This window comes from Streptomyces sp. 891-h (assembly GCF_022760275.1).
In the GTDB taxonomy this organism is placed as follows: domain Bacteria; phylum Actinomycetota; class Actinomycetes; order Streptomycetales; family Streptomycetaceae; genus Streptomyces; species Streptomyces spirodelae.
The window spans coordinates 6,331,852-6,347,399 of record NZ_CP050693.1 but is presented as its reverse complement, the minus strand read 5'-3'; the positions used below and the strand labels follow the sequence as shown (position 1 = coordinate 6,347,399).

Here is a 15,548-nt window from a genome sequence, read left to right as displayed (position 1 = left end):
GGGTCCCCCCGGACGGAGTCTGGGGGAGGAGCCCCCCAACGCCCGTCCGGCGAGGACCCGGGGGTATGGGGGCGGGAGCCCCCAACAACGGAGAGGGTCAGAGGGCTGGGCCCTCAGCCATTGGCGGCGGTCACACAGGGGTGACGTACGCCCCCGCAATGCCGCCGTCCACCAAGAACTCCGCGGCGTTCACAAATGACGCATCATCGCTGGCGAGAAAAGCAACCGCCGCAGCAATCTCCTCCGCCTCGGCGAACCGCCCCACGGGCACATGCACCAGCCGCCGCTGAGCCCGCTCCGGGTCCTTCGCGAAGAGCTCCTTCAGCAGGGGGGTGTTCACAGGGCCGGGGCACAGCGCGTTCACCCGGATGCCCTCCCGCGCGAACTGGACTCCCAGTTCGCGGGACATGGCGAGGACCCCACCCTTGGACGCGGTGTAGCTGATCTGCGAGGTGGCGGCGCCCATCACGGCTACGAAGGAGGCAGTGTTGATGATGGAGCCCCTCCCCTGCTCCCGCATATAGGGGAGCACCGCCTTGCAGCACAGGTAGACCGACGTGAGGTTGACGTGCTGGACGCGCTGCCAGGCGTCCAACCCGGTCTCCAGGATGGAGTCGTCGTCGGGCGGCGAGATGCCGGCGTTGTTGAAGGCGACATCGACGGAGCCGTACGTCTCGTTCGCGATGCGGAAGAGGGCTTCGACCTGTTCGGGGTCGGTGACGTCGGCTGCGACGTACAGCCCGCCGGTCTCCGCGGCCGCAGCCGCACCACGCTCGGCGTCCACGTCGGCGCAGACGACATGTGCTCCCTCGGAGGCGAGGCGGCGGGCGGTCGCCAGACCGATGCCGCTGCCCGCGCCGGTGACGACGGCCGTACGCCCGACCAGGCGACGGCAGACGACGGCCTCGGTTTCGGTGGGGCTCACTGGCTCTCCTCAGTGCTGATGAAGACGTTCTTGGTCTCGGTGAAGGCGGCGAGCGCGCCGGGGCCGAGTTCGCGGCCGAGTCCGGACTGCTTGTAGCCGCCGAAGGGGGTGGAGTAGCGCACGCTGCTGTGCGAGTTGACGGAGAGGTTTCCGGCGGCGACGGCGCGGGAGAGGCGCAGGGCGCGGGCGCTGTCGCGGGTCCAGATGGAGCCGGAGAGCCCGTAGTCGGTGTCGTTGGCGAGCCGTACCGCCTCGTCCTCGTCGTCGAAGGGGATGACGACGGCGACGGGTCCGAAGACCTCCTCCACCGCGGCCCGCTCCCCCGCGGTGCCCTCCAGCACGGTGGCGGGGTACCAGTAGCCGGGGCCGTCGGGGACGGTGCCGCGGATGAGGGCCGGGGTGTCCTCGGGTACGTAGCCGCGTACCCGCTCCCGGTGGCGGGCCGAGATGAGGGGTCCCATGGAGGTGGTGCTGTCGGCCGGGTTGCCGGCCCGGAAGGCGTGGACCGCGGGTTCCAGGAGTTCGAGGAACCGGTCGTGGACGCTGCGGTGGACGAGGATGCGGCTGCGGGCGCAGCAGTCCTGGCCGGTGTTGTCGAGGAAGGAGCCGGGTGCTGCGGCAGCGGCGCGCTCCAGGTCGGCGTCGGCGAAGACGATGTTGGGGCTCTTGCCGCCGAGTTCGAGCGTCACGCGCTTCACGGAGGCCGCGCACTGGGCCATGATGCGTTTTCCGACGGCGGTCGAGCCGGTGAAGACGACCTTGGCGACGCGTGGGTGTTCGACCAGTGCGGTGCCGGTGACGGGCCCCTCGCCCGGCAGCACCTGGAAGAGGCCCTCGGGCAGTCCGGCCTCCAGGGCCAGCTCGGCCAGGCGCAGCGCGGTCAGCGGGGTGGTCTCGGCGGGCTTGAGGAGTACCGCGTTGCCGGCGGCGAGCGCGGGAGCGGTGCCCCAGGCGGCGATGGGCATCGGGAAGTTCCACGGCGCGATGACGGCGACGACGCCGAGCGGTTCCGCGAAGGTGATGTTGACGCCGCCGGCGACCGGGATCTGCTGTCCGGTCAGCCGTTCGACGCCGCCCGCCGCGTAGTCGAGCAGGTCGCGTACGTTGCTCGCTTCCCAGCAGGCGTTGCCCAGCGGGTGTCCGGCCTCGCGCATCTCCAGGACGCCGAGTTCCTCGATGTGTCCGTCGACGACGGAGGCGAACCGGCGCAGCATTCCGGCCCGGTCGGCCGGGGGCAGCGCGGCCCACTTCGACTGGGCCGCGGTGGCCCGGGCGACCGCGCGGTCGACTTCCTCGGGGGTGGTGACGGGGACGGTGGTGATCAGTTCCTCGGTCGCCGGGTTGACGATCTGGAGCTTCTCGGCCGGTGGTCCGGCGGGTTCCTCTTGCTCGTGCTGCACTGCGGTGAAGTCCTTACCTGCGCTCGGGAGGGTTACATACGTTCGAAGGAGCGGTAGCGCTCCCAGTCCGTCACGGCGGTGTCGTAGGCCTGCTGTTCCACCCGGGCCATGTTGCTGTAGTGCTCCACCACTTCGCTGCCGAACGCCTCCTGGGCCAGGGTGCTCTCCTGCCACAGCGCGGCGGCCTCGCGCAGGGTGGTGGGTACGTGTTCGGCGTCACCGGTGTAGGCGTTGCCGGTGCAGGGCCGCGGGAGTTCCAGCTTGTTGTCGATACCGTGCAGTCCGGCCGCGATCATTCCGGCGACGGCGAGGTAGGGGTTGACGTCGCCGCCGGGGACGCGGTTCTCCAGCCGGTGGCCCTGGCCGTGGCCGATGACGCGCAGCGCGCAGGTGCGGTTGTCGGGTCCCCAGGCGACGGCGGTGGGCGCGAACGAGCCGGGCTGGTAGCGCTTGTAGGAGTTGATGTTGGGCGCGTACAGCAGGGTGAACTCGCGGAGGGCTGCGAGCTGTCCGGCGAGGAAGTGCCGCATCAGCGGCGACATCCCGTGCTCGCCCGTCTCGTCGGCGAGGACCGCGCCGCCTTCCTCGTCGCGCAGCGAGAGGTGGATGTGGCAGGAGTTGCCCTCGCGCTCGTCGTACTTGGCCATGAAGGTGAGCGCCTGGCCCTGCTGCGCCGCGATCTCCTTGGCGCCGGTCTTGTAGATGACGTGCTGGTCGCAGGTGGTGAGCGCGTCGGCGTAGCGGAAGGCGATCTCGTGCTGCCCCAGATTGCACTCACCCTTGGCCGACTCGACGACCATTCCGGCCACGGCCATCTCGTTGCGGATGCGGCGCAGCAGGGGCTCGACGCGGCCGGTGCCGAGGATGGAGTAGTCGACGTTGTACTGGTTGGCGGGGGTCAGGCCACGGTAGGCGCTGTCCCAGGCCTGTTCGTAGGTGTCCTGGAAGACCATGAACTCCAGCTCGGTGCCGACGTACGCGTGCCAGCCGCGCTCGGCGAGCCGGTCGAGCTGGCGCTGGAGGATCTGCCGGGGCGAGGCGGCGACGGGTGAGCCGTCGTGCCAGGCCAGGTCGGCGGTGAGCAGCGCGGTGCCGGGGTTCCAGGGGACGCGGCGCAGGGTGGCGGTGTCGCCGTGCATGGCGAAGTCGCCGTAGCCGCGCTCCCAGGAGGACATCTCGTAGCCGTCCACGGTGTTGAGCTCGACGTCGACGGCGAGCAGGTAGTTGCAGCCTTCGGAGCCGCCGTCGAGTACGTCGCTGAGGAAGAAGGGCGCGGCGAACCGCTTGCCCTGGAGGCGTCCTTGCATATCGGTGAAGGCCAGGACGACGGTGTCGATCTCGCCCGCGTCGACGAGTCTCCTCAGCTCGGAAACGCTGAGCGGTGGTGTGCGGTCTGCCACGAGTGGGCCTCCTGTCGGTCCGCGGAAGCCATAAGGTAGCCGTGCAGACCTTTGGAACGGAAGAGGGTCATCGAAACGGAAGGGGGTTCCATGCCGGAGGACGACAGGCTGGCCACGGTGCTGCGTACCGTACACGCGGGAAACGGGTTCGAAGAGGCGCTGGAGCAGATCCTGCAGATCATCCGGCTGGGCCTGGTGGCCGAGGGCGAACGGCTGCCCGCCGAACGGGAGCTGGCCGAACGCCTCGGCATCAGCCGCGTCACCCTGCGCGAAGTGCTCAAGGTGCTGGCCGAACAGGGCGTGGTGGCCAGCAGGCGCGGCAGGTACGGCGGCACCTTCGTGCTCCCCCAGCCGGTCACCGGCGCGGCGGAAGGCGCGGCGGGCGGCCGGGTGCGGCTGCCGGCCGGGGCCCCGGATCTGGCGGACACCCTCACCTTCCGCGAGGTCCTGGAGGCGGGCGCCGCCGAGCTGTGCGCCGCGCGCGGGCTGTCCTCGGCCGAGGCGGCACGGCTGCGGGAGGCGCTGGACGCCACGCGCGAGGCGACGCCCGGCGACTACCGCCGGCGCGACACGCTGCTGCACCTGACCCTGGTCGAGCTGGCCGGCTCCCCCTCGCTGACCGCGCAGTACGCCGCCGTACGGGCCAGGCTCAACGATCTGCTGAACCGCATTCCGCTGCTGGTGCGGAACCTGGAGCACGCCCAGCGGCAGCACGCGGCGCTGGTGGCGGCCGTACTGGACGGGGACGGCGAGGAGGCCCGCGCCATCGCCCGTGAGCACTGCGCCGGCACGGCGTCGCTGCTGCGGGGGTTCCTGGCGTGAGGCGGAGCGCGGCCGCGGCGCCCGGGATGTCCGGTGCGCCCCGCGGTGCCGCTTGCGGTTACAGCTCCTTCACGCACAAGGGTTGCGCTCGGCCGTCTCCGGCCACAAAGGTATGCCAGCACACCAATGGCTGACGGCGGGAGTGTGGCACATGTCCGAACAATCCGAGTCCCCCACCCGGGACGGCACCCCGAGCACCCCGAACTCCTCGAGCGCCCCGGACATCCCGGGCGCCCGGAACGCCCCGAGTCCGGAAGCGGCGTACCTGGAGCGCCGCACACTGCGGCGCGGCAGCGCCGGCCCGCTGCTGCTGACCGGGCTCGGCGTCGCCTACGTCGTCTCCGGTGACTACTCCGGCTGGAACGCCGGTCTGGCCGAGGGCGGCTTCGGCGGCCTGGCCGTCGCGGCAGTGCTGATGGGCCTGATGTACACCTGCATGGTCTTCGCACTGGCCGAGCTGTCGGCCATCCTGCCCACGGCGGGCGGCGGCTACGGCTTCGCACGGCGCGCCCTGGGGCCCTGGGGCGGCTTTCTGACCGGCACCGCCATCCTCATCGAGTACGTCCTCGCACCGGCGGCCATCGTCTGCTTCATCGGCGACTACATCGAGTCCCTCGGCCTGTTCGGACTGGAGTCCGGCTGGCCGGTCTACCTGGCCTGCTTCGCCCTGTTCATCGGCGTCCACCTGTGGGGCGTCGGCGAGGCGCTGCGCTTCTCGCTCATCGTGACCGCCGTCGCCGTCGCCGCGCTGCTGGTGTTCGTCCTCGGCGCCCTCACCGACTTCCACACCAGCGCCCTCGACGACATCCCGGTCGACCACAGCGCGTTCGGCTCCGGCTCCTGGCTGCCGTTCGGCATCCTGGGCATCTGGGCGGCGTTCCCGTTCGGCATGTGGTTCTTCCTCGGTATCGAGGGCGTACCGCTGGCGGCCGAGGAGACCCGCGACCCCGCCCGTACGCTGCCGAAGGCCATGGCCTGGTCGATGGGCATCCTGCTGCTGCTCGCGCTCCTCACCTTCGTGACCGCCACCGGGGCCCGCGGCTCGGCGGCCATCCAGGACGTCGGCAACCCGCTGGTCGAGGCGCTGCAACCGGACGGCAAGGCGACCGCGCTCTCCCGCGTCGTCAACTACGCGGGCCTGGCCGGTCTGGTCGCCTCGTTCTTCTCCCTCATCTTCGCCGGATCGCGCCAGCTCTTCGCCCTCTCCCGGGCCGGCTACCTGCCCCGCTTCCTCTCGCTGACCAGCCGCCGCAAGGCCCCCTACCTGGGTCTGCTCCTCCCCGGCGCCCTGGGCTTCGCGCTGGCGGCGGGCAGCGGCGACGGTGCGACGATGCTGAACATCGCCGTCTTCGGCGCCACCATCTCCTACGCGCTGATGTCCCTCTCCCATATCGTGCTGCGCAAGCGCGAGCCGCACCTGGAGCGCCCGTACCGCACCCCGGGCGGCATCCTCACCTCCTCCGTCGCCCTGGTCCTGGCTCTCGCGGCGCTGGTCGCCACCTTCCTGGTCGACAAGCAGGCCGCACTGATCGCTCTCGCGGTCTACGCGGTCGCCGTCGCCTACTTCGCCTTCTACAGCCGCCACCGCCTGGTGGCGGCAGCGCCGGAGGAGGAGTTCGCGGCGCTGGCCGAGGCGGAAGAAGAACTGAAGGGCTGAACCGAAGGGCGGACGGGAGGCCGCGGGCCACCGGCCCGGACCCCCTCCGCGAAGGAGAACCGTGAAACCACCCCTCATCGGCATCACCACCTACCTCGAACCCTCGGCCCGCTGGGGCGACTGGGACCTGCCCGCAGCACTCCTCCCGGCGGGCTACCACCGCATGGCACAGCGGGCCGGCGCCCGCGCGGTGCTCCTCCCGCCCGACGACGACCCCGCGGCGGCGGCCGAGACCCTCTCCCGCCTCGACGGCCTGGTCACAGCGGGCGGCCCCGACATCGACCCGGCCCGCTACGGCGCCGACCGCGACCCGCGTACCGGCCCGGCCTACCCGGAACGGGACGCCTGGGAGCTGGCCCTCACCCGCGAGGCGCTGGCCCGGCGGGTGCCGCTCCTGGCGGTCTGCCGGGGCATGCAGCTGCTCAACGTCGCGCTAGGCGGCACCCTCGTCCAGCACATGGCCACCACGGAAGCGCATCGCGGGCCGCGCGGCGTCTTCACCCCCCACGACGTCTCTCCCGTCCCGGGCAGCCTGCTCGCCAAGGTGCTGGGCCACGAGGCGGTGGTCCCGGTTCCGACGTACCACCACCAGGCGGTGGACACTCTGGGCGAGGGCCTTGTCGCCACGGCGCACGCCACGCACGACGGCACCGTCGAAGCCCTCGAACTGGTGGACGCCTCCCACTTCGTGCTCGGCGTCCAATGGCACCCGGAGGCGGGCGAGGACCTGCGGCTGATGCAGGCCCTGGCCGACGCGGCAGCGGCCCTCAGCGGGTGAGGGCCAGCAGCTGACGTGCGGGCCCGGCCGGTCTGGCCCCGTGGGGCCAGACCGCACGCAACGCGCGGCCGAGCTCCGGTCCGGCGACCGGCACCTCGGCCAGCCGCCGCGCTGCCAGTTCCTCGCCCACGGCCAGTTCGCTGAGCACGGCCGGGCCCGCGCCGCTGACGGCCGCCGCCTTGACGGCCGTGGTGGAGGCCAGCTCCAGCAGCGGTGGGGCCAGTCCGCCATGTGCGGCCAGCGCGGCGTCCAGGACCTGCCGCGTGCCGGAGCCCGGCTCGCGCAGCACCAGCCCGGTGGCGGCCAGCTCGGCGAGACCGACCGGCTCGCGGCGCCGGGTCCACGGGTGGCCGGGGGCCGCGACGACGAGCAGCCGGTCGCGGGCGATGACGGTGCCGTCCAGCCCCGCCGGTACGCCGAGCCCCTCCACGAAGCCCAGGTCGGCCTCGGTGTCCAGCACCATCCGGGCGACGGCCGCGCTGTTGCCCGCGCGCAGCGAGACGGCGGTGTCCGGCCGCTCGGTGCGCAGTGCGATCAGCCAGCCGGGCAGCAGGTATTCGGCGATGGTCATGGAGGCCGCGACGGCCAGCCGGGAGTCGCGCCGGTCGCGCAGCGCGCTGACGCCCGCGTCGAAGGACTCGGCGGACTCCACGATGCGCCGCGCCCAGTCGGTGACCAGCACCCCGGACGCCGTCAGCCGCGAGCCGCGCGGCGAGCGCTCCAGCAGGGTGACGCCCAGCATCCGTTCCATGGCGCGGACCCGGCCGCTGGCGGCGGGCTGGCTGACGCCTGTCGCGCGTGCCGCGCGGCCCAGGCTGCCGAGCCGGGCGACGGCCAGCAGCAGCTCAAGAGCGCCCAGGTCCGGCACCCGGTGTGCCAGACCGCCCGGCACACCCTCCGTCTCACTCATAGGTTCAGCTTATGCCCTCATAGGGAGGTGCTCCCTGGCGGCGGATTCCGGCCCCGGGGAGCGTGAGGGCATGACCACGTCCGCCGTACGCACCGCCTCCACCGGGCGCGCCACCGCCGTGAGCGCCACCCCTGCCGTACGCGCCACCCCCGAACCCGCCGCCTCCGGCTCACGCGCTCCTTCCCGGCTGCGCGCTCTGGGCCCGAACTGGTACGCGGCGGTGATGGGCACCGCCATCGTCCCCGCCGCCGGCACCGTGGTGCCCGTACGTCCGCCGCACGCCGTGCTGGCGGGCGTTTGGGGGCTGGCGGCGGTGGGGCTGCTGGTGCTGCTGGTGGCCCGCGCCGGGCACTGGCTGCGCCACCGGGACCGGGCCCGCGCCCAGTTGCTCGACCCGGTGGAGGCGCCGGCCTCCGCCCCGTTCCACGCCTGTACGGCGATGGCGCTGCTGGCCGTCGGCGGCGCGGCACTGGCGCTCCGGGTGCCGGGCGCCGTCGGCGTCGACGCGGCGCTGTGGACGGCCGGTACGGCGGTGGGTCTTGTGGCGGCGGTGGGCGTGCCGTATCTGATGATCACCCGGCACGAGGTGGGCCCGCGGGACGCCGGGCCGGTGTGGCTGCTGCCGGTGGTGGCGCCGATGGTCTCGGCGGCGCTCGGTCCGCCACTGGCGGCGCACCTGCCCGCGGGGCAGCCCAGAGCGACGATGCTGCTGGGCTGCCTCGCGCTCTTCGGGATGAGCCTGCTGGCGACCCTGCTCATCCTGCCGCTGGTCTTCGGGCGGCTCCTGTTCCACGGCCCGCTGCCGGTCCCGGCGACTCCTCTGCTCTTCCTGGTCCTCGGCCCGTTGGGGCAGTCCACGACGGCGCTGGGCAACCTCGCCGACGCCGAGCCCGGCTCGTACGGTGCGCTGTCGGTGCTGTACGGCGTGCCGGTGCTGGGCTTCGCGCTGCTGTGGCTGGCGCTGTCCGGCGCGCTGGTGGTGCGGGCCGCGCGGCGGGGCATGGGTTTCTCGCTGACCTGGTGGGCCTTCACCTTCCCCGTCGGCACCTGTGTGACGGGAGCCGCGGCGGTGTGGCGGCACACCGGCGCCGAGGTGTTCGGCTGGCTGGCGACGGGTCTGTACGTCCTGCTCGTCGCCGCCTGGGCCACAGCCGCCGTACGGACTCTGGGCGGGCTGTTCGGCGGAGCGCTGCCCGCGGCGCCGCGCTGAGCACGCCGGGCGCCCGCGCCAGGAAGGTGAGGATCTGCCCGATCCGTTTCGGTAAGGCGTGAAACGGTACCTCTTCTGGCATGGTCAGCATCGGATACTTTCTTGCCTGCGAGGAGTTCGGACCGCAGGAGCTGGTCCGCCAGGCGCGGATGGCCGAGGAGGCGGGCTTCCAACGGCTGTGGATCTCCGACCACTTCCACCCGTGGATGGACGCCCAGGGCAACAGCCCCTTCGTCTGGTCCGTCATCGGGGCGCTCTCCCAGGCCACCTCGCTCCCGGTGGGCACCGCCGTCACCTGCCCCACCTTCCGGATGCACCCGGCGATCGTCGCGCACGCCTCGGCCACCGCCGCCGTGCAGCTGGAGGGCCGGTTCACCCTGGGGGTCGGCAGCGGTGAGGCGCTGAACGAGCACGTGCTGGGACAGCAGTGGCCGCCCGCGCGCGAGCGGCTGGAGCGGCTGGAGGAGGCCGTGGAGATCATCCGGCTGCTGCACCGCGGCAAGCGCACCACCTTCCGCGGCACCTACTACCGGGTGGACGAGGCGCGCCTCTACACCGTCCCCGACGAGCCGGTGCCGATCTCCGTCTCGGCGTTCGGCCCCAAGGCCGCCGAGCTCGCCGCACGGATCGGGGACGCCTTCTGCACCGCCTCGCCCGACGCCGGACTGGTGGAGCACTACCGGGCTGCGGGCGGCGGGAAGCGCCCGGTGCAAGGCGGGATGAAGGTGTGCTGGGCGCCCAGCGAGGAGGAGGGGCTGCAGACGGCGCACCGGCTGTGGGCCAACGAGCTGCTGCCGGGCCGGCTGCCGTCGACCCTCACCCGGCAGAAGGACTTCGCGGCCGCCGCCTCCCTGGTGCCGCGCGAGGCGGTGGCCGGGCAGATGGTGTGCGGACCCGACCCGGCACACCACCGCGAGCGGGTGCAGCGGTACGCCGACGCCGGGTTCGACGAGGTGTACGTCCAGCAGATCGGCAGCCGGCACGAGGACTTCTTCCGCGTCTGGCGGGACGAGGTGCTCCCGGCGTTCCATTCGGGCTGACGCCTCAGCCCGGGCGGCCGTGGGGCCCGCGGCAGTGCGGGCCCCACGGTGCTACATGCGGCTCTCCCAGGGCCATCCGACGGCGCGCTCGCCCTCGCTCAGCAGCGCCATCATGGTGAACAGCTTGTCGGAGAAGCCGCCGATCTCGAACCGGTTGGGCCGCGAGGTGTCCAGCGCGGCCGGTGCGTAGCCCGAGGTGTTGACGCCGAACACCGGCACGGAGTCCGGCACCGCCTCGGAGACGGAGACGCCGCGCGCGTCACTGCCCGGGTAGTGGAACGCCTGCATGTCCGAGACGATCACGACCCGGTCGTGTCCGTCGTAGGTCGCCCGCAGCGCGGCCACCGTCTCCGTGCCGTAGCCGACCTCCCCCAGCCGGGAGCGGAACGCCTCGACGGCCGGGAGCACCGAGCCGCCCCGGGGCAGCTCGTGCCGGAAGTGCCCGTTGGCGAACCCGTACATCTCCACCTGCTCACCGCGGTGGGCGAGCGTGGCGCCGAACAGGGCGCCGACGTCCGCGTGCGAGACGGTGGAGCGGGCCGAGACCGAGCCCTGCATGGAGCCCGAGGAGTCGACCAGCAGCAGCGTACGGCCGGGCAGCGACGGCACGTTCGCGGTGGAGTGGGCGAGTGCCTGTTCCAGCGCGTGCGCCCAGCGCAGCGACGGCGCGGCACGGTAGGCGGACAGGAAACGGTACGGGAACTGCCGGGAGCGGGCGATCTGCTCCGGGTCCCGCAGCCGGTCGAGGACCTGCTGCGCCGCCTCGTCCGAGACGCCGACGCGGTCGAAGTTGCGCAGGTTGCGCAACTGCGCCATCAGCCCCATCGAGGGCAGCACGGCCTCCCACGCCGCCGCGTCCATCGGCCCCTGGAGCCAGCCCGCCAGCGCCTCCCACGTCATACCGGCGCGGGCGAGGACGGCGGGGCCGTCGGGCTGGGTGGGCACGAACTGCCGGTCGACGGCGGGTACGGCCATCAGCTCGGCGCGCGCCGCCACCGTCGGCAGTGCCTCGGGAACCGGCGCCCCGCGGCCGTGCCTGCGGTCGATCGCGTGCCGGAACAGCTCGCCCTGCCACGGCTTGTCCGGGTCGGGGGCCGCGTGGATCAGCTCCAGCACGTCGCCGAACCGGAAGGCGTGGCTGTCCGTGTCGTACTTCAGCAGCGCCTTCTCGGTGTAGAGGCGGCGCACCGCGTCGCCGAGGCCCCGCTTGACGGGCTTGGGCACGGCGCGGCCGAACGTGGCGGTCCAGAAGGCGAGGAACTCGCCCGGCTCGTCGGCGCGCCGGCAGGCGGCGGCCACGATCCGGCGGTTGTCCCCGTGCGCGCCCTCGGCCAGCCGTGCCCAGACGGCGTGCGCTGCGGCGACCAGCGAGGCGGAGCGCATCTGCGCCTCGTCACGCAGCCACGCCACGAAGCGGGCCGTCCAGGCGCCGTCCTCCACGGCGACGGTGTGCACGAGGTCCGCGTAGCGGTTGTCGCGGTCGGCGGCCGACTCGTAGAAGGTGTCCTCACCGACCATGTTGACGACGGCGAGCAGGACCAGCTCGGACTTGGCGTCCCGTACGTAGGACTTGCCGCCCTCGTGGGTGACGGTCAGCGCGTTGCGGGCATGCGTGTGCTGCTTGTTGAACTTGCTCATGACTCCCCCGAATTGTCTGCACAGTGAGCGGAACGGCATACGACTCGGGGAGAGCTCGACGAAGCGGCGTGCGGCATTCCGGAAGCGCCCGAGGACAGAGACGTAACGACGGGCCGGTTCAAGGAGAGTGAAGTAACCGTCGTCCACGCACCGGGCGCTCCGGTGAGTGCCGAGCACGCCTCCCGAGATCGATGCGACGACGGGTTGTCAGGATTCGAACCTGTTTCCACCCAAAGGAGTAACCGTCGTCTGCGCACCGGGAGGTGCGTTCGTTCACGTCTACGACGGTAGAGCCCGCCCGGCGGCGCGTCATACGAATTTCCGCCGCCCCGCGCCTGCGATGCGAATTCACCGCCCGGCGCCTGCGCGCGTGCCCGCCAAAGGCGTGCTGTCAGTGCGGTACGGCATCATCGTCCCGTGACCATCACCCCATCTGACGCAGCCGACGCGGCGAGCACGGCCGAGGCCCCGGGCGGCGGCCGGCTGATGCTCCTGGACACCGCCTCGCTCTACTTCCGCGCGTATTTCGGCGTCCCGGAGAGCGTCCGGGCGCCGGACGGCACGCCCGTCAACGCCGTGCGCGGACTGCTCGACTTCATCGCCCGGCTCGTCCAGGACCACCGCCCCACGGCGCTGGCCGCCTGTATGGACGCCGACTGGCGCCCGCAGTGGCGAGTGGAGCTGATCCCCTCCTACAAGGCGCACCGGGTGGCCGAGGAGGTCCCCGGCGGCCCGGACGAGGAGGAGACACCCGATACCCTCGGACCGCAGATCCCGGTGATCGAGCAGGTGCTCGACGCCATCGGCCTGGCCCGGCCGGGCGCCGAGGGGTACGAGGCGGACGATGTGATCGGCACCCTCGCCACTCGCGCCACCTCCCCTGTGGACGTGGTCACCGGCGACCGCGACCTGTTCCAGCTGATCGACGACGCGCGCGGTGTGCGGGTGCTCTACCCCGTCAAGGGCGTCGGCAGCCTGGACGCCTACGACGGTGCGGCGCTGCGCGCCAAGTACGGGGTGGACGGGGCCGGGTACGCCGACCTGGCCGTACTGCGCGGTGACCCCAGCGACGGCCTGCCCGGAGTGCGGGGCGTCGGCGAGAAGACGGCCGCCAAGCTGCTGGCCCAGTACGGCGACCTGGCCGGCATCCGCGCGGCGGCCGCCGACCCGGTCTCCCGGCTCACGCCTGCCCAGCGCACCAAGTTCAAGGAGGCCGCCGCCTATCTGGACGTCGCACCGACGGTGGTGCGGGTCGCCCGGGACGTCTCCCTCCCCGAGGTGGATCTCGCCCTGCCCCGGACCCCGCGCGACCCGGCGCTCCTGGAGGAGCTGGCCGGGCGCTGGGGGCTGGGCGGCTCCCTGCGACGGCTGCTGGAGGCACTGGAGGGCTGATCTTCGCTGATCTTCGCTGATCTTTCCGGCCCTCCCGGACAACAGTCTGTTAGCTTAGGTATACCTAAGTTGCTCTGTGTCCAGGGAGGCCCTGTGCCCGAACGCCCGGCCCGTCCGGCCCGCAACGCACCACAGCTCCACCACGCACGCGTGGTCCGTACCGAGCAGCTGACGCCGCACATGGTGCGCGTCGTCCTCGGCGGCGAGTCCCTTGCGGGCTTCCCGGCCGGTGACTGCACCGACCACTACGTCAAGCTGCTCTTCCCGGCCCCGGGTGTGCGCTACCCGGAGCCGTTCGACATCGCCCGGATACGCGCCGAGCTGCCGCGCGCGCAGTGGCCCTCGATGCGCACCTACACCGTGCGCGCCTGGGACCCGGCCGCGCTGGAGCTGACCCTCGACTTCGTCGTCCACGGCGACCAGGGGCTGGCCGGGCCGTGGGCCCGCTCGGCAAAGGTGGGCGATCAGGTGCGCTTCCTGGGCCCCGGTGGTGCCTACGCGCCCAGCCCGGAAGCCGACTGGCATCTGCTGGCCGGGGACGAGAGCGCGCTCCCGGCCATCGCGGCCTCGCTGGCCCGGGTGCCCGCCGGAGCCCCGGTGCGGGCGCTCATCGAGGTCGCGGGGCCCGAGGAGGAGCAGCCGCTCAACGCACCGCCCGGGGCCCAGCTCCGCTGGCTGCACCGGGGCGCTGCGCCGGTGGGCGAGCGCCTGGTCGCCGCCGTCCGCGCGCTGGAGTTCCCTCCGGGGCGGGTGCACGCCTTCGTCCACGGCGAGGCGAACTTCGTCAAGGAGCTGCGCGGCCATCTGCGGCTGGAGCGGGGCATCGCACGCGAGCAGCTGTCCATCTCCGGCTACTGGCGGCTCGGCGCCGACGAGGACGGCTGGCAGGCCTCGAAGAAGGAGTGGAACGCCCGCGTCGAGGCGGAGCAGGAGCACCAGCCGGCCGCCTGAGTACCTTCGCCCCGCCGGGCCCGGGGTCGGGCAGGCGGGGCGGGGCGGGAATCAGCGCGGCTCCAGCGGACCCCGCGGGCAGTGCCGGGGGCCCGTCACCGGATTGCATCGTACGGCGCGGTCCCGGTCCCCCGGCAGCTCGGCGACGTAGTCGGAGCCGTACCGGGCCGCCAGTCCGGGCACCGGGAAGTCGGTGCTCACCATCTGCGCCCCGGAGGAGAGGGCGTCGCGCAGCATCCCGGTGTCCCCGCTGCGCGCCTGCTCCAACGGCACGTCGGAGCGGGTTCGGACGAAGAACCCGCGCCGCACCAGGTCGCGGATGACGGCCTTGTTGGCTCCGGTGGGGTCGTTGACCTTCATGAACGCCGCGTCGGGCCGCCCCGGCTCGGAGTCGGTGAACAGCACCCTGCCCTGCAGGCTCTCGCGGCCGCCGGCGCGGTAGGCGTCCTGGATCTCCTTGCCGTCGTTGTCCATGAAGAACATCACCTGACCCCGGGTGTCACGCACCTTCGGCCACCCGTGGCGCAGTACCGACTCCTCCAGGGTGCGGCCGGGGCGCCGGATGTCGTCCGGGGTGACCGTCTCGTCGTCGGGGAAGACCGAGCGGATCTCCTTGTCCAGCGCGTCGAGCATCGCGGTGTCCCACGGCGGGCTCTTGGCACCGCCCTGCTCCTCCAGCCGCGGATCGGTCTGCTTCAGCTCCAGCAGGATCGGCACGGCCACATGTCCGGGCCGGCGCTCGGACCACTTCTTGACCTGGCGCAGACAGCTTCGCAGCGTCACACAGGTCGAGCGGTAGTCGAAGTCCGCCCAGTGCAGCACCTTGAAGCCGGGCTTCTTCAGCTCGGGCTCGTCGAGCGGGGGCAGCCCGGCGCGCTTGCGCAGCAGCGGGTCGGCGTAGAGCCCGCCCTCGGGGTCGGGGAAGACGTCCAGCTCGATGCCCCGGGCGCGCTGGCGCTCGAACTGCACGGGAAGCGTGGAGTGGCTGTAGAGCAGCGTCTGCCAGTTGGGGTCGTACCGGGACATCAGGTTCTGCTCGGCCAACGAGGTGGTCTCGCGGTGGTAGCTGTTGTGCGTGGCCATCGCCTGGAGCTGGGTCAGCCGCAGATTCCCGGCCGGGTCCCGGTGCCCGCCTCGTCCGGCGGCGGTGTCCGGCTGGGCGGTGGCTGAGGTGACGGAGAGCGCCGCGACCGCGGCGACGGCGGTCACGGCGCAGGCCCAACGGCGGATCAGGGATCTGGCTCGGCTGGTCGTGCTCGTACGCACTTGGCCCCCTGTCGAGTACGGGATACGCGCGGGTGGCGCGCGCCACGGAAGACTGCCGGGCCCCTACTACCTCTCGGTGCCCGGCAGTTGACGCACGCCTGAACATCCCGCCCCGCGCGACGGCCGTCAACACCGCCCGCCCGCCCCGGCCGCGCCGCG

The 15,548-nt window shown here is 72.7% G+C and carries 13 protein-coding genes; 7 read left to right on the top strand and 6 right to left on the bottom strand.

The features are described 5' to 3' along the window. Positions 1-130 precede the first annotated feature (130 nt). From HC362_RS27915 to HC362_RS27905, 3 genes are read right to left on the bottom strand one after another with little or no spacing between them, the layout of a single operon-like run. Positions 131-925: a 3-oxoacyl-ACP reductase gene (locus HC362_RS27915; protein WP_243086924.1), complete on the bottom strand. Its 795-nt coding sequence runs from the start codon at positions 923-925 to the stop codon at positions 131-133. Then, complete coding sequence (locus HC362_RS27910) at positions 922-2,325, bottom strand: aldehyde dehydrogenase family protein (RefSeq protein WP_243086923.1); 1,404 nt, start codon at positions 2,323-2,325, stop codon at positions 922-924. The genes HC362_RS27915 and HC362_RS27910 overlap by 4 nt, the downstream gene beginning before the upstream one ends. Positions 2,326-2,357: 32 nt before the next feature. Then, positions 2,358-3,725: a glutamine synthetase family protein gene (locus HC362_RS27905; protein ID WP_243086914.1), complete on the bottom strand. Its 1,368-nt coding sequence runs from the start codon at positions 3,723-3,725 to the stop codon at positions 2,358-2,360. Between the two features lie 90 nt (positions 3,726-3,815). On the opposite strand from HC362_RS27905, the gene HC362_RS27900 reads away from it, so the two are divergent. The 3 genes from HC362_RS27900 to HC362_RS27890 all read left to right on the top strand — a co-directional run bounded on the left by HC362_RS27900 (position 3,816) and on the right by HC362_RS27890 (position 6,982). Then, a complete protein-coding gene (locus HC362_RS27900; protein WP_243086907.1) occupies positions 3,816-4,547 on the top strand; it encodes an FCD domain-containing protein in 732 nt (243 codons plus the stop codon). 151 nt (positions 4,548-4,698) lie between these two features. Next, positions 4,699-6,204 carry an ethanolamine permease gene (gene eat, locus HC362_RS27895; protein WP_243086900.1) on the top strand — a complete coding sequence of 502 codons (1,506 nt, stop codon included), beginning with the start codon at positions 4,699-4,701 and terminating at the stop codon, positions 6,202-6,204. A 61-nt stretch (positions 6,205-6,265) separates the two neighbouring features. Then, a complete protein-coding gene (locus HC362_RS27890) occupies positions 6,266-6,982 on the top strand; it encodes a gamma-glutamyl-gamma-aminobutyrate hydrolase family protein (RefSeq protein ID WP_243086899.1) in 717 nt (238 codons plus the stop codon). Here HC362_RS27890 and HC362_RS27885 read toward each other — a convergent pair. Continuing rightward, positions 6,972-7,892, bottom strand: a complete 921-nt coding sequence (locus HC362_RS27885; protein ID WP_243086898.1) for a LysR family transcriptional regulator — start codon at positions 7,890-7,892, stop codon at positions 6,972-6,974. The genes HC362_RS27890 and HC362_RS27885 overlap by 11 nt on opposite strands. A gap of 70 nt (positions 7,893-7,962) precedes the next feature. Here HC362_RS27885 and HC362_RS27880 point away from each other — a divergent pair, with 70 nt between their 5' ends. Next, positions 7,963-9,102 (top strand): TDT family transporter, encoded by a 1,140-nt coding sequence (locus HC362_RS27880; RefSeq protein ID WP_243086896.1) that lies wholly within the window; start codon positions 7,963-7,965, stop codon positions 9,100-9,102. An 80-nt stretch (positions 9,103-9,182) separates the two neighbouring features. Then, entirely contained in the window at positions 9,183-10,142 is a 960-nt protein-coding gene (locus HC362_RS27875; RefSeq protein ID WP_243086894.1) for a TIGR03557 family F420-dependent LLM class oxidoreductase, read from the top strand. Positions 10,143-10,193: 51 nt separating this feature from the next. Here HC362_RS27875 and HC362_RS27870 read toward each other — a convergent pair whose 3' ends face one another. Beyond that, positions 10,194-11,780 (bottom strand): TROVE domain-containing protein, encoded by a 1,587-nt coding sequence (locus tag HC362_RS27870; protein ID WP_243086893.1) that lies wholly within the window; start codon positions 11,778-11,780, stop codon positions 10,194-10,196. Positions 11,781-12,266: 486 nt separating this feature from the next. On the opposite strand from HC362_RS27870, the gene HC362_RS27865 reads away from it, so the two are divergent. Further along, positions 12,267-13,172 carry a 5'-3' exonuclease gene (locus tag HC362_RS27865; RefSeq protein WP_243088850.1) on the top strand — a complete coding sequence of 302 codons (906 nt, stop codon included), beginning with the start codon at positions 12,267-12,269 and terminating at the stop codon, positions 13,170-13,172. A gap of 93 nt (positions 13,173-13,265) precedes the next feature. Next, positions 13,266-14,123: a siderophore-interacting protein gene (locus HC362_RS27860; protein ID WP_243086891.1), complete on the top strand. Its 858-nt coding sequence runs from the start codon at positions 13,266-13,268 to the stop codon at positions 14,121-14,123. Positions 14,124-14,174: 51 nt separating this feature from the next. Here the strand turns inward: HC362_RS27860 and HC362_RS27855 are convergent, their stop codons facing one another. Then, positions 14,175-15,389 (bottom strand): phosphatidylinositol-specific phospholipase C1-like protein, encoded by a 1,215-nt coding sequence (locus HC362_RS27855; protein WP_243086884.1) that lies wholly within the window; start codon positions 15,387-15,389, stop codon positions 14,175-14,177. Between the last annotated feature and the right edge of the window lie 159 nt (positions 15,390-15,548).

Excerpts from the sequence above, each read along its gene's own strand:
- HC362_RS27900 (WP_243086907.1), top strand. The coding sequence starts at position 3,816 with ATGCCGGAGGACGACAGGCTGGCCACGGTGCTGCGTACCGTACACGCG.
- eat (WP_243086900.1), top strand. The coding sequence starts at position 4,699 with ATGTCCGAACAATCCGAGTCCCCCACCCGGGACGGCACCCCGAGCACC.
- HC362_RS27885 (WP_243086898.1), bottom strand. The coding sequence starts at position 7,892 with ATGAGTGAGACGGAGGGTGTGCCGGGCGGTCTGGCACACCGGGTGCCG.
- HC362_RS27880 (WP_243086896.1), top strand. The coding sequence starts at position 7,963 with ATGACCACGTCCGCCGTACGCACCGCCTCCACCGGGCGCGCCACCGCC.
- HC362_RS27875 (WP_243086894.1), top strand. The coding sequence starts at position 9,183 with ATGGTCAGCATCGGATACTTTCTTGCCTGCGAGGAGTTCGGACCGCAG.
- HC362_RS27870 (WP_243086893.1), bottom strand. The coding sequence starts at position 11,780 with ATGAGCAAGTTCAACAAGCAGCACACGCATGCCCGCAACGCGCTGACC.
- HC362_RS27865 (WP_243088850.1), top strand. The coding sequence starts at position 12,267 with ATGCTCCTGGACACCGCCTCGCTCTACTTCCGCGCGTATTTCGGCGTC.